We start from the raw sequence: 12,979 nt of genomic DNA, 5'->3' as shown, positions 1-12,979 counted from the left end.
ATAAAGGCATCGGCGGCGGCTGGTTTGTTGGTTCGCTGACGGCCGCAGCGGATGATGGTGGCACCATCGCCAATACCGCCGGTAAGGTTTACCACTGGCGTAGACAAATCAATAACCTGGCAGAGTTAACTATCGGCGACTTTGGTGCCGTACCGGATGGTAAAACGGACTCGATCGCTGCAATCACCGCCATGTATAACTTTACGTTCAAGCATTCAGGCGAAGACTATAAAGCCTGGATTACCCTCCCTGAAGGTAATTATGCCGTATCGAGCCTGAATATTTCTTCCGTTTATTTGCGTATGCTGAGAATTAATGGACCTACCGTCTCTTACGGCTACTCGCCTGTGGCAAAACTTACGCTTATAGGCGATGAGGGCAGCTTTGTTTTTAACACCAACGCTCGCCGCACGGAAGTTTCCTGCCTCGAAATTTATGGTCAGTACGATATAGCGAAAAATACGCGCGGCTTTATGACCAATAAATGCCCCGAGGGACAGTATTATCAGTGCGACAGGCTTTATATCAGCCAAACAGGCGGCATCGTATTTAATATGATCGATACGCTGGATACGAAGTTTAACAGCTTTTATACCAGCTATACTTACGACTCTATTTTAAAAGGCCGTCCTTCTTATCAAAAATCTTGGAATCATCTTACCGCTATCGAGCTTAGCAACTTTAACGTGCAGGAAAGCCGCTCTACTACGCCAGCCTTTGATTTACCGCGAGCCACCCAGTGCTGTATCTACAACGGCTGGATGGAGAAATGTAACTACCCGATGGATATCAGTAACGGCGAATGGACCCTCGACGTTTTCAGTATGGAAGGGGCAACCGTGCCTGCCGACATCACCTATACAAAGGCTATTTTGCGCCATATCAATTTGCAAAATGCCACCTTTAACCGTAATAACGCCACGGTAGTGCGCTACCTCGGCGGTTACGATATGGGCTACCGTCGTGAAGAGGCTTTTGGTACTACGCTGGCCGGTTCTATGGCGGCTAACTGGTACAGTTCTAATCTGCGCTTTAATAACAAAACGGAGGCGCCGGTATGGGTTTACGTCGGCGACTATGCCACTACGGCCGAAAGCGATCAGGTTACCGTGCGCTTTTTAGGCGCCCGCTCTGAGAATCCGGCAGCAGGCATCCCCCTTGATAACCAGTCCAACAGCTTTGGCGGCGGCGAAGCCATCCTGCGTATGCGCCGCATGAAAGGCAACGATACGGTTAAACCGGTAGGCGCGGTGGAAGTCAGGGGATCAAGCCCGGTAACCGATATCCGCCTCAACCGCCCCTACGCTAACAATGTGAGCATCTATGTAAAGCTGCCCGCCAACAGCGGCTATGTTCACGTACAGGTTGAAAGCACGACCGACAGCCGTTTTCATGGCGGCACATGCTTCCTGTGGACGCCGCGTGGTGATGTCGTGGCCCAGACGGTCATCGACAAGCTGGACTATCCGTGGACGCCGGTTGATGCCGCCGCTTTTGGTACGCTTAGCGGGCACGGTATCGCTTTTGATACCGACGGCACGCTGGTGCTGACCACCAAAACCCTGCTGAAAGACAACAAGCTGCGCGTGCGCATTAACGGGGTTAACTATCGTATTCCGTTGGAAATAGATGCCTGACTGTCAGCCCGGTTTTCACGAGCGGGCAACCTCAACGGCACCACGGTAAAAGGCAGCGGTAGTAAAGTTTATGTTAACGGCGGGCTACAACAGGGAATGAAGAACACCTCGTTCCCAGACGGCGAAGTTATCGGCTTTTTTACCGTTGCATAAACCACGACGACGAAGCCGCTGACAGGGAACGTTTCCACGCCCGATGACCAGATGAGTCGCGTTAACAAAACGGGCCTTTAGCCTGTAATAACACCCCGCCGCTCCGGCGGGTTTATTATTACGTTAGCTTCTTAGTACTTTACATTAGGCATCATGGCGAAGGCGCTTTGGGTGAGTTCGGTCAGCTCAACGCCTATCCAGCGGCCGGTCAGCGCGAGGGCGATGCCCACCGCCACCAGCTTGATGGCAAACGGCAGCGTCTGGTCCTGCAACTGCATAACCGCCTGCAGCAGTGACACAATAACGCCCACGATCACCGCCACAATCAGCGGCGGCGCGGAAAGGATCACCACCAGCAGCATTGCCTGGCGAAAGAGCGTCAGGATATCCATTTTTCCCTCACAGATAGCTGTAAAACAGGCCGTCGAGCAGCCGCGTCCAGCCGCTGACCAGCACGAACAGCAGGATTTTCAGCGGCAGCGAAATGGTCATGGGCGACACCATCTGCATCCCCAACGCCAGCAGCACGTTAGAGACGATCAGATCCATGACGATAAAAGGGATAAAAATCAAAAAGCCGATTTTAAAGCCGTTTTGCAGCTCCGACAGCACAAAAGAAGGGATCAGCAGCAGCGGGCTGTCGTGCGCGATGGTGGCCGACATCTCTTTTGGCCACATGCGCTGCGCGTTTTCCTGCAGATGGATCAAAATGTCCGGATCGGTGTTCTTTACCATAAATCGCTTTAGCGGCTCCGCGCCGTTACTGACCGTATAGTCGAGCCGCTCTGCAGACTGCGTATCAATCGGTACCGTTTTTACCCGCTGGCTGATCTCGTTGAAAACCGGTGCCATGACAAACAGCGAGGCGGCCAATGCAATGCCGTAAATCGCCATGTTGGGCGGCACCTGCTGTACGCCCATGGCGTTGCGGGTCAGCATCAGCACCATAGAAATTTTTAAGAAGCAGGTGCAGACAATCATTAAAATGGGCACCAGCGACAGCGCGCCCAGAAACAGCGCCAGCGTCATGGGGTTCAGCGACAGAGAGTCCATGCGCCTACCGCGCCAGCGGGTTGTGGCCCGGCAGCATCTGGGTGATTTGCAGACCAAGACGGCCCTCGACGTCAACCAGCTCGCCTTTTGCAACGGCGTAATCACCGTGGCAGAGCAGCGCTTCACCGGGCGTGACGTTATCGATCATCACCGTCGCGCCCGGAGCGAGGGCGGAGAGTTCTCCCAGCGTCAGCCGCAGCTGGCCGCAGCGTACCGACAGCGCCAGCGGCAGTACCGAGAAATCCGTGGCTTCCGTCATCGATCCCTCGTCCCATTCGGGATCGGGAGTGATCGGCTGCTCAAACTCGTCAGGGGGCAAAGTCACGTCATCGTTCTCCATCTCGCTAAGATAAAAATGAGCCGTCGTGCCGGGCACGATCCGCAGCTCTCCGTGCAGCAGACGCCCGGCGCAGCGGATCGTTCCGCGCCCGTCCGGGGCAAAAAAAGCGTGCTGCGGCAGCACTACATCTCCGCGTTTCATCCCGTCTGGCGACAGGATGACTTCGCCGAGCGCTATCGGCACAGCCAGCTTTAAGTCCGCCGGCAGCGGCAGAGTGTCGCGCTGCCAGCCGGGTTTACTCAGAAGCCGCGCCAGGGTGTCTGCAGAAAGCGCCAGCAGGCTGCGCGCCTCTCTGCCTCCCCACTCCAGCGTCATGACCAGCAGAAATTCACCTGCTGCTTTTTCTTCTGTTACAGCTATGTGGCCGAACAACGCCAGAAGTTCGCCAGAAAGTTGACTTTGCCACCATGGCCAGTACCAGCTCTGCTCTGGTGCGGTCGCTGGCAGGGCAAACGTAGGGGTATCGGCCATCAACGAGAGGGCTGCCTGCGCATCGGTCAGCCCCAGCATGCCGGCTTCACATTGCCAGCCGCTCATCTCGCCGGGCTGATGACCATCGGCAAGCGCCAGGCGCAGCACGCCCGCTTCACCCGACAGTTGATAAGCATAAGAACAGCCCGCACCAAGCTGTCCACGCAGCCGTGCAGCCTGTTTACTGAGTTTTTTCAGAGACAGCCTTTTCATGCTTCCTGCTCCGACGCACGTCGTTGAAAACGCAGTCGTACCGGGCCGTTCATGCGCTGACGCAGCGACAGACGACAACGCTCCTGATGCGGCAGCAGCGCACGCCAGGCGGCAGGTTGCAGCTGCAGAGCAATATCCCAGCCGCCCGCCGCCAGCGCGGAAAAGCTGGCCTCAACCTCTCCCAGCTTCGGGAGGATCAGCGTCAGCGTCATTTCAGCGGGTGGGCGCTGCTCCGTGACGGCCAGCAAATCCGTTTCGAGTTCCTGCCACATTGCCATGGCAGGCGGTGCGCCGGAAACGCTGCTTTCGTCCAGTTGCCCAAAGCCCTGCTGCTGGGAATCTGACTGGCCGAAAGTCGGAGGGGAAAACCGCCTCTCCCCCTCTTCGAGCAGTTCGCTGAACAGCGCATCTTCTTCGCGTGCCGGTTTGCGCGGCTCGCGGCGTAGCGCGGTCTTTTCACCGTCGTCGCGAGGCGCCTCTTTACGTTGCGCACTCTGTGCCGCGCCGCGCTGCTGCATATGGCGCTCCGTTGTCTGCCGCTGGAGATCGTGTTGCTGCTGCAATCGTGCCGCCTGTCGCTGTCCGGGAAGGTTAATCATTCGCTTACCTCCTGCTGTAGTAAAAATTCCAGTTTTTCCACGTCGCGCTGTCGCTGCCGCGTTTCCTGGCGCGCCGCCTCGACGTGCTGTTGCTGAACCAACCGGGCCTGAGCCAGTTCCTCTAGCGTGAGCCGCTCACCGTGCACCTTTTTCAGCGCCTGCTGTTCCTGCTCCAGCGCGCGCTCCAGCAAATAGATTGCCTGATGCACACCACAGTTTTGCGCCGCGAATCCCGCTCTCAGCTGCTGATAACCCTGCTGATATTCATTCAGCCGCTCTCCGGCCCGATCCGTTTGCGTTTCCAGCTGGGTTAACCTCTGCTCGTGCTCACGTTGTTGCCTTTCGCTGCGGTTCAATCGCTGGCGGCGGATGGGCAGCAGCATATTTAGCGTGCGCTGCAGCTCGACGGCGACGGTGTCGACAACCGGTTCTGGCTCCGGATTAGCGTGGCGGCGCATACTGGCTCACCTCCGACAGCTGCAGACAGGTTTGCTCAAAACCGGAGGGAGCGCGCATCGCCTGTTGCAGATAGCCGTTGATAGCGCTTTGCGCCTCTACGGCTGCATCCGTCAGGCTGTCATTGCCTGGCTGGTATTCACCCAGCCGGATCAGCATTTCTACCTGCTGCCAGGCGGCCATAAGCTGGCGCACCGAGGTCGCCTCTTTGATCTGCTGACGAGCCACCACGTTGCTCATGGTACGGCTAAGGCTGGCGAGCACGTCGATAGCCGGATAATGACCGCGTTCCGCCAGCTTGCGCGTCAGCACGATATGGCCGTCGATTAGCGAGCGCACTTCGTCCGCCACCGGATCGTTCATGGAATCCTGCTCAATCAATACCGAATAGAGCGCGGTGATGGCGCCGGTGTTGGTCTGCCCGGCCCGTTCCAACAGGGTGGGCAACAGCGTATAGACCGAGGGGGGCAGGCCGCCGCGTCCCGGCGGTTCGCCAAGCGCGAGGCCAATTTCACGCTGGGCGCGGGCGAAACGGGTCAGGGAATCAAGGATCAGCAGCACGCTTTTACCCTGATCCCGAAAGGCTTCGGCAATTGCGGTGGCGGTAAAAGCCGCGCGGGCGCGCTCCATACTGCTGCGGTCAGACGTGGCGCAAAGCAGTACCGTGCGGCTGCGCAGTTCGCTATCCAGCTCGTGGTCAAGAAACTCGCGCAGCTCACGGCCGCGTTCACCAATCAGCCCGAACACAATTACGTCACACGGCGTATTACGCGCCAGTTCGGCCAGCAGCGTGGTTTTGCCGCAGCCCGCGCCCGCGAAAATGCCCACACGCTGACCGACGCCCAGCGTCAGCAGCCCGTCGATAGCCCGCATTCCGGTAGGTAAAGGCGTATCGATTCGGGGGCGGGCAGTCGGTGGCGGCGCGTCACCCAGCACCGGTTTGACATCGTCGGCCTCGCCGGGCAACGCAAATGCGCTGACGCTGCCCGCTTCAATGGGGCGCCCAAAGCCGTCCAGCACGCTGCCTAATAACCGATCGGACACGCGAATGCTGTGCGGCAGAAACAGCGGCATCACGCGTGCGCCCTGCGCGATACCGTCCAGCTGGCCCAGGGCAGAAAGCAGCGTGTGTTGAGGATTGAACCCCACCACTTCCGCCAGCACCAGCGTATTATTTTTGCCCTCGATCTGGCAGAGGTCGCCGATGCGGGCACCCGGCAGGCTGCTCTCCAGCAGAATGCCGCTGATACCGGTGATGCGGCCGTAGATGGCCACCGGCGAGAAACGTGACAGCCGCAGCTGGTGAGCTTCAAACCAGTCGTCAAGCAGAGGAAAAGCGCTCACCAGTTCACCTTTATATGTTCCCGGCCGGCGAATTCAATTTCGCTGGAGGTAATCGCCACCAGCCGCAAATCGCCTACCTGATCGCCAATAAACAGCCGCTCCCCGCCGTCCGTCACCACGTTAGCCCGCTTGCCGGTAGTGATCTGTACGATGCGAAACGGCAGCTTCGCGCTACGCAGCCGCGTATGGTTAACCAGCTGTGGCAAGACGTTGTACTGCGCCTGAAAGCGCGTCAGCATACGATCGAGGATCTGCAGCCGTTCTTTGCTCAGTTCGCCGTTCAGAATCAGGCGCCCTTTATCCATATCAATTTTCACGCCCGGCGTCAGGCCACGGTCACGCAGCATCGCCAGCAGCGGCGGCCGTACTTCCTGCAAGGTTTCCAGCATTTTACGGCTGGAAGGCGTGGTAGAGGTTTGCGCCACGGTAGGTTGAAGTATCCAGCTGATAATCGTGAAGCTCAGCAGCAGGATCAGGCTGACCGACAGCACCTGAATACCGCGAGAGAAAAGCCGTGAAGGCACGGGGGCGGACGCCACCACGGGCGCGGCCGCGGCCGCCGGGACAACGGGAGACGGTGCCGCGTGCATCGCTTCCCAGGGCTGTTCAGCAGGGGCCAGACAGAGCCAGACCTCGCCCAGCGCAAAAGGCGTATCGGGCGAAAGCGGATCCAGCAGCGTTAGCGCCTCGCCTTCCGCCTGACGTACCGTGCCCTCCATGCCGTGCAGCTGCCAGCGGTCGTCAATAAAGCACAGCGCGGCGTGCTGAGAGGCCACGCCGTCATCCGTTAATTGCAGATCGGCCTCATCGCTCTGACCCAGCGTCCAGCGCCCGCCGCTGACCGGCAATGCCGCTCCATGATGGCGGCCCGTGAGTACGCGTAGCTCAAACATAATCTGCTCCTCAGGCATCGAAAGCGTCGATGCCCTCCTCCAGTTCAAGACGACCGACAACGTTAATTGCCAGGTTGGTTTGCAGCTCGGCAAACGACAGCACCGGCACCTGATGGAATTCATCCTGAATGAGTCCGCGCAGTGGACTACGCAGATCCTGTGCCACCAGCAGTACGGCAAACACCGGTTGTTCCGGCGTAAAGGCGCGACGTAACTGGGCAAGGATCGCCATAGTTTGCTCCTGCATCAGCGCGAAAAAGACTTCGTTTTGCGTCTGGCGCAGCGCGTCACGTAGCTCCTCTTCCATCTCTGGCGTCAGCAGCCAAACGTGCAGGCCATCTTCCTGCGTGTATTGATAGCAGATGTGTTCTTTCAGAGAGATGCGCACCAGATCGGTCAGCAGGCTGACATCTCGCTCGTGCTGGCCATGTTCAATCAGCGCTTCGGCAATAGCACGCACCGAGCGCAGCGGGATCCGCTCCGCCACCAGGTTTTGCAGCACGTTAGAAAAACGCGCAATGGGCATTACCCGCTGTAATTCCTGCGCCAGTTCGGGCTGTTCGGCTTCCAGCCAGCCCATCAGCGCCCGCGTCTCCTGCAGGCCAATAAAGTTGGGGGCGCTGGCGTGAATAGCGTTTTCCATCCTTTTCATCAGCAGATCGTGAAAGCCCCAGCGCGGCACGTTTTCATCCTGGAGCACGGCGTGATCGGCGGGCAACCAGAGCAGCGCCGCTTCCTTCCTGGCCTCCGTGCCCGGCTGCACACCCTCCTGCGCCGCCAGCGCTTCGTGCTCCTGACGGCTGACGGCCAACGTCGCCACACCAAAGGTGCCGACGACGCGTGGGATTTCGTAGACCGAATAGCGAAATTCATCGGCAGGTAACTGTTCCTGAAATTCGATATCAAAGGCGGGCAGCGTGAAACCGTAGTTATAAACGATGCTGTTGCGCAGACGACGGATGGCCTGTACCAGCTCCAGCGTCTCCGCCGTGCCGCGCGCGCTGGAAGGAAATTGCAGCAGATAAGGCCGCGTAGGGTTGAACTGGCGTAAATCTTCCGTGCCGTTCAGCTCGGGTGGGATCACCTCATTTTCCATTTGCGGCTGGCTGGCGACCAGCTCTCTTTTCGCGCGCCAGACCTGGAAGCTGCCGGAAGCCAGCGTCAGCAAGGCCAACACGATAAAGACGCCGGTCGGCATCCCTGGCAGCAGGGCGAAACCGAACATGCCGATAGAGGAAAAAACCCAGGCTTTAGGCTGGCTGGTGAGCTGCTCCGCGATCTCCCGGCCAATATTGTTATCCATGCTGCTGTCGCCGTCAGACGAGACGCGGGTGATGATCATCCCTGCCGTCAGCGAGATCAGCAGCGCCGGGATTTGCGCAATCAGGCCGTCGCCGATGGTCAGCACCGAATAGGTATGCATGGCGTCACCTGCCGGCATGCCCAGCTGCATTACGCCGATGCTGAAACCGCCAATCAGGTTGATAAAGAGAATAACCAAACCGGCAATGGCATCACCTTTTACAAACTTCATTGCGCCATCCATGGCGCCAAACAGCTGGCTCTCTTTCGCCAAATCGACACGCTTGCGTTTGGCGGTATTCACATCGATGATGCCCGCGCGCAGATCGCTGTCGATCGACATCTGTTTCCCCGGCATGGCATCCAGGGTAAAGCGCGCGGCCACTTCTGCCACCCTTTCTGAACCTTTGGTAATCACCAGAAAGTTCACCACGGTCAGGATCAGGAACATGACCATCCCTACCGCCAGGTTGCCGCCGACCACGAACGTCCCGAATGCGGCAACGATATGACCCGCGTCCTGCTGCACCAGAATCTGTCGTGTGGTAGAGATCGACAGCGCCAGCCTGAACATAGTGGTCAGCAGCAGCACCGCCGGAAAGCTGGAAAACGCCAGCGGCTTGGGCAGATACATGGCCAGCACTACCAGCAGCGAAGACAGACAGATATTCACGGCGATCAGCGCATCGATTAGCCCCAGCGGCAGGGGAATAATCAGCATAAACACAATCGCCAGCGCAAACATCGCGCCAATAATTTCGGAGCGCCGCATGGCCGCCAGCGCAATACGATTCAGGATCAAAAACAGGTTATTCATACCGCTCCCTGACTTCCTGCGCGGTTCTGGTTATTAATCAGTTGTGTAATGGCACCGCGTAGCAGCGTCGTCGCTTCCGGCCGATTTTTCTGGTTCTGCCACAGCATCGGTGGGATATCGTTGACCAGCGGCAGTAGCCCGTTCAGGAAGCGCAACCGCGCCTGCGGCTGTTCGCCCGCAAACTCTTTCCCGATGGCGGTAATATCGTTCGGCAGCAGCCCCATTTCTGCAATGCCCAGCAGCCGTTTGGTCATATCCAGCCCGTCGAGGGCGGAGAGCGGTATTTTTCCACCGCTGCGCAACCGGTTAAGCAGCTCGTCGCTTTTGACGATCATCTGCGTCAGCCGGCCTGCCTCGCTCAAACCAAGATGGATTTTGTGCAGCGAGCGCGAAGAGAGCGAAGGCGTCAGTGAAGCAATATCCTCAGCCAGGGCACGCTGAAGCGTACGCAGCCCGGGCCGAAACTGCTCGCGGCCAAAACGTTCCAGCAGGCTGCTCAGGATCACGGCCGCCGACTGGTGCTTAACAATGCCGTGGTAGTAAAGATTACGCATCGACTGTTTTTCGGTGGGATCGGTAGTAAAGCTGGCGATGGAAGATGCCGTATTCAGCCCGGCCCGCACGCGGTCGCCGTACTGCTCGTGGAGTTTATTCAGTGCCTCGCCAGCGGCATTGGCGGTAGTGATATCGCCGCTGCGATCGGCCTCACGCAGCGTCATCCGTAGCAGCAGATCGCAGCGTGCCGGATCGTTGTCCGCCGACGCGACCAGCTGTTCCGCATTTGCCCCTTGTCCCAGTCCCCCTTTCAGCGAGCCAAGCCGCGCTTCCAGCTTCTCTTGCTGCTCATCGTCCAGCAGCTGATAAAGCTCGCCCAGCCGTTCGATACGTTCCACCGCGCTGCGATTGCTGCGCAAATGCTGGGTGTTGATCTGTCGACGGTTCAGGCCCTTACTTTTTTTCTCCATTTTTTCGCTGAACATCATCCCGATCTCTTCCAGCGAATCGGCCAGAGAGTCTGCTGCCAGCGACATATTTACCGGTCTGGCGCGCACATCCGATCCCGGTGCCGCCTGGTCCGCTGCTGCCTGTCCCGTTGCTGCCGGACGCGGGCCATCCTGCTTTAACAGCGTTCTGACCAGCGCCTGTTGATACTGAAGAGAAGAATGGACTTTTATCATCCCGGCCCCAAAGGTTCATTTCGCGATGGGGTTAAGTGGAAAAAAAACCAGGCCGGTTCCCGATTTAAAAAAGTAAAAAAAAGCGCCGGACTGAAACTTTCAACTGACGTTATTAGTGTAAAAACTTGCACAACTATTTTTAATTCTCCGACAAAATTTGTCTCAGACGATTCTTAATTAATTCAGCGAGACCGCGCAGCTCCAGCTATTTCACCTTTTTTTCTACCTGGCACACCCTTTGCAATAACAACGTTATCTGAATAATGCCTGGAGCAAAAAAATGTTAACTGCTACGCCGATTGAAATGTCATTTACCGCTGAAGCCCCGGTCGCCGTTTTATGGCAGGAAATTCTTTGTCAGCAGAATCGCAAACTGCATAATTTTATTCGCAAGCGCGTTTCAAACCGGGAAGATGTGGAAGACATTGCACAAATGACCTGCGTGGAAGTGCTGCGCAACAGCCATAAATTTCTGGGCGCATCGCGGCCAGAAACCTGGCTTTTTGGTATCGCCGCCAATCTAATCCGCAACTACTACAAGACGCATCAGAACCGTTTTCTCTTTGACAGCATTAACGAAGACAACGTGTTGGAGCTGATCCAGGAGTGCGATCCCAGCGATATTATCGCTAACGATCAGCTACTCAGCGTAATGGCCGCCTCGATCGATCGTCTGCCGGAGGAAACGCGCCGGATGTTGACCATTCTGGTCGAACGCAACGGCAGCTATCAGGATGTAGCGACCTCGCTGAATATTCCTTTGGGGACGGTAAAATCGCGTCTGTCACGCGTGCGTGAATCGCTAAAAAGCACGATAAGCTAAGGACAGGCTTTTGTGGTCTGCCTGGCATAATAATTAATTATTTGCGATCTGCCGCCATTTTCAGAATGTGGTTAATGGCCACCCACAGGAATATTTGCTGTACTGTAGGATATGAGGAGTACATTTTTTTGGCTGCGCGATAAGCTGTAATAATTTATGCTTATTATTCCCTTTTCATTAATCAGAGAGAGAAATGCTTTCGTCTGAAATATTTAGTCTCAACGTCAGTAAAGAGCCCTATAATGGCCGAGCTATTTTACCCGACTTCGCGCTTGACCGCGTTAATGATGCCATCTATTTGGTGCGTCAGGATGCGCGGCTGGCTTATATCAATAATAAAGCTTGCGAGATGCTCGGTTATAATTACCAGGCGCTTATTCGATTAAGCTATGCCGATATTGAAGGCGAGCTGCAGGATGCGGATGTCGCCGCACTGTGGTGGAAGCTGAGCCTGCGGCCGGAAGGGATCCGTTTTACCTCGCAGCATCGTATGCACAACGGCGAAATTATTCCGGTTGAGGTCAACTCCAGCGCCTGGGAGCACGAGGGCGAAATGCTGGTGCTGTGCGTGGTGCGCGACGTGCGCGAGCTGAAGCAGCGTACGGAACGCTATCTGCAACAGGAGCAACAGTTTCGCTCGCTGGTAGAAAACTCACCGGATCTGATCGCCCGCTTCGATACTCACCTTCGCTGCCTTTATGCCAATCCGCGCGTGCTCGATCTTATCGGCTGTAGCGAAGAAAAGGCCCGTGGCTGGCGCCTTACCGACAGCATCCCGTTTGACGAACCGGGGATGCAGCTGTTTCGCCTGGTCTCTAATACGCTGGCCAGTGGCGAAAAGAGCGAATCCGAACTGGAGGCGCGCTTTGGCGAACGCGCGATGGTACTGCACGTGCGCTGTGTGCCGGAATACGATTTGAAAGGCGAAGTGGTCACGATCCTCGCCGTAGGGCGTGATATTACTCGCCTGCGGGAAGTGGAGAACGAAGTGCGCGCTGCGCATCATCAGCTGCGCCTGCTGGCCAGTAACCAGCAGGAGCGTACCGAGCTGGAGCGCAAACACATGGCGCGTGAAATCCATGACGAGCTGGGCCAGCATTTAACCAGCCTGCGCGCCGGGCTGTCGGTTATCGGGATGCAAAATAAAAATCCTGCTCGCGTCTCCAGCCAGGTGGACTACCTGATGACGCTGATCGACAGCACTATTCAGGTGGTGCGCGATGTCTCCACCCGGCTGCGCCCCAATATGCTCAATATGGGCCTGGTGCCGGCGCTGGAGTGGCTGCGCGATGAATTCGTTAAAAATGGCGGCTGTAGCTGTATGCTGATTGTGCCGGAAGGCAAACCGGTCGCTCTCTCCGACCAGGTGGTCACGACGGTATTTCGCATCGTGCAGGAGTCGCTCACCAATATTTCCCGCCATGCCCGCGCCAGCAAAGTCTCCATTATTGTACAAACTACCCGTGAGACGATGGTGATCCAGGTGCGCGATAACGGCCGGGGTTTCCAGATGCACTCCGTGCGTCACGACGCCTTCGGGCTGTTAGGGATTAAAGAACGTGTGGATATGCTGAATGGTCAGGTAACCGTCACCAGCCGTCCCGGCGAAGGCACGCAGCTGGAACTGACCCTTCCTTTGAAACACCAGACCTGTCTATCATCAGCAACCAGGGATGCAGGATGAATGATGTTATAAGATC

General features: G+C 57.1%; 11 protein-coding genes and 1 pseudogene. 3 read left to right on the top strand and 9 right to left on the bottom strand.

Features of this window, described 5'->3' with window-relative positions:
• Positions 1-1,637, top strand: a pseudogene (locus RTK32_RS10930) (hypothetical protein); the annotation flags it as partial.
• 284 nt (positions 1,638-1,921) lie between these two features.
• On the opposite strand, the gene sctS reads toward RTK32_RS10930, so the two are convergent.
• Genes sctS through sctW form a run of 9 tightly spaced genes read right to left on the bottom strand, consistent with a single transcriptional unit; the run spans position 1,922 to position 10,456 of the window.
• The gene (gene sctS, locus RTK32_RS10925; RefSeq protein ID WP_312043839.1) at positions 1,922-2,182 is read right to left on the bottom strand and encodes a type III secretion system export apparatus subunit SctS; all 261 of its coding nucleotides are present in this window, start codon (positions 2,180-2,182) and stop codon (positions 1,922-1,924) included.
• A 7-nt stretch (positions 2,183-2,189) separates the two neighbouring features.
• Positions 2,190-2,843, bottom strand: coding sequence for a type III secretion system export apparatus subunit SctR (gene sctR / locus RTK32_RS10920; RefSeq protein ID WP_312043837.1), 654 nt, complete (start codon positions 2,841-2,843; stop codon positions 2,190-2,192).
• 4 nt (positions 2,844-2,847) lie between these two features.
• The gene (locus RTK32_RS10915; RefSeq protein WP_312043835.1) at positions 2,848-3,867 is read right to left on the bottom strand and encodes a FliM/FliN family flagellar motor switch protein; all 1,020 of its coding nucleotides are present in this window, start codon (positions 3,865-3,867) and stop codon (positions 2,848-2,850) included.
• Positions 3,864-4,466: a type III secretion system HrpP C-terminal domain-containing protein gene (locus RTK32_RS10910; RefSeq protein WP_312043833.1), complete on the bottom strand. Its 603-nt coding sequence runs from the start codon at positions 4,464-4,466 to the stop codon at positions 3,864-3,866. The genes RTK32_RS10915 and RTK32_RS10910 overlap by 4 nt, the downstream gene beginning before the upstream one ends.
• Complete coding sequence (locus RTK32_RS10905) at positions 4,463-4,924, bottom strand: type III secretion protein (RefSeq protein WP_312043831.1); 462 nt, start codon at positions 4,922-4,924, stop codon at positions 4,463-4,465. Before RTK32_RS10905 ends, RTK32_RS10910 begins: the two co-directional genes overlap by 4 nt.
• Positions 4,908-6,251 (bottom strand): type III secretion system ATPase SctN, encoded by a 1,344-nt coding sequence (gene sctN / locus RTK32_RS10900; RefSeq protein WP_409451083.1) that lies wholly within the window; start codon positions 6,249-6,251, stop codon positions 4,908-4,910. The genes RTK32_RS10905 and sctN overlap by 17 nt, the downstream gene beginning before the upstream one ends.
• Before the next feature lie 11 nt (positions 6,252-6,262).
• Positions 6,263-7,159, bottom strand: coding sequence for an FHA domain-containing protein (locus RTK32_RS10895; RefSeq protein WP_312043829.1), 897 nt, complete (start codon positions 7,157-7,159; stop codon positions 6,263-6,265).
• A 10-nt stretch (positions 7,160-7,169) separates the two neighbouring features.
• The gene (sctV, locus tag RTK32_RS10890; protein WP_312043827.1) at positions 7,170-9,278 is read right to left on the bottom strand and encodes a type III secretion system export apparatus subunit SctV; all 2,109 of its coding nucleotides are present in this window, start codon (positions 9,276-9,278) and stop codon (positions 7,170-7,172) included.
• The gene (gene sctW / locus RTK32_RS10885) at positions 9,275-10,456 is read right to left on the bottom strand and encodes a type III secretion system gatekeeper subunit SctW (RefSeq protein ID WP_312043825.1); all 1,182 of its coding nucleotides are present in this window, start codon (positions 10,454-10,456) and stop codon (positions 9,275-9,277) included. The genes sctV and sctW overlap by 4 nt, the downstream gene beginning before the upstream one ends.
• Positions 10,457-10,736: 280 nt before the next feature.
• Between sctW and RTK32_RS10880 the strand changes: the two genes are divergently transcribed.
• Together RTK32_RS10880 and RTK32_RS10875 are read left to right on the top strand one after the other, a co-directional pair.
• The gene (locus RTK32_RS10880) at positions 10,737-11,279 is read left to right on the top strand and encodes an RNA polymerase sigma factor (protein WP_312043823.1); all 543 of its coding nucleotides are present in this window, start codon (positions 10,737-10,739) and stop codon (positions 11,277-11,279) included.
• A gap of 193 nt (positions 11,280-11,472) precedes the next feature.
• Complete coding sequence (locus tag RTK32_RS10875; RefSeq protein ID WP_312043821.1) at positions 11,473-12,963, top strand: PAS domain S-box protein; 1,491 nt, start codon at positions 11,473-11,475, stop codon at positions 12,961-12,963.
• Positions 12,964-12,979 lie beyond the last annotated feature (16 nt).

The organism is Erwinia sp., assembly GCF_031978025.1.
In the GTDB taxonomy this organism is placed as follows: Bacteria; Pseudomonadota; Gammaproteobacteria; order Enterobacterales; family Enterobacteriaceae; genus Erwinia.
This window is presented reverse-complemented; position numbering and strand designations above follow the sequence as displayed.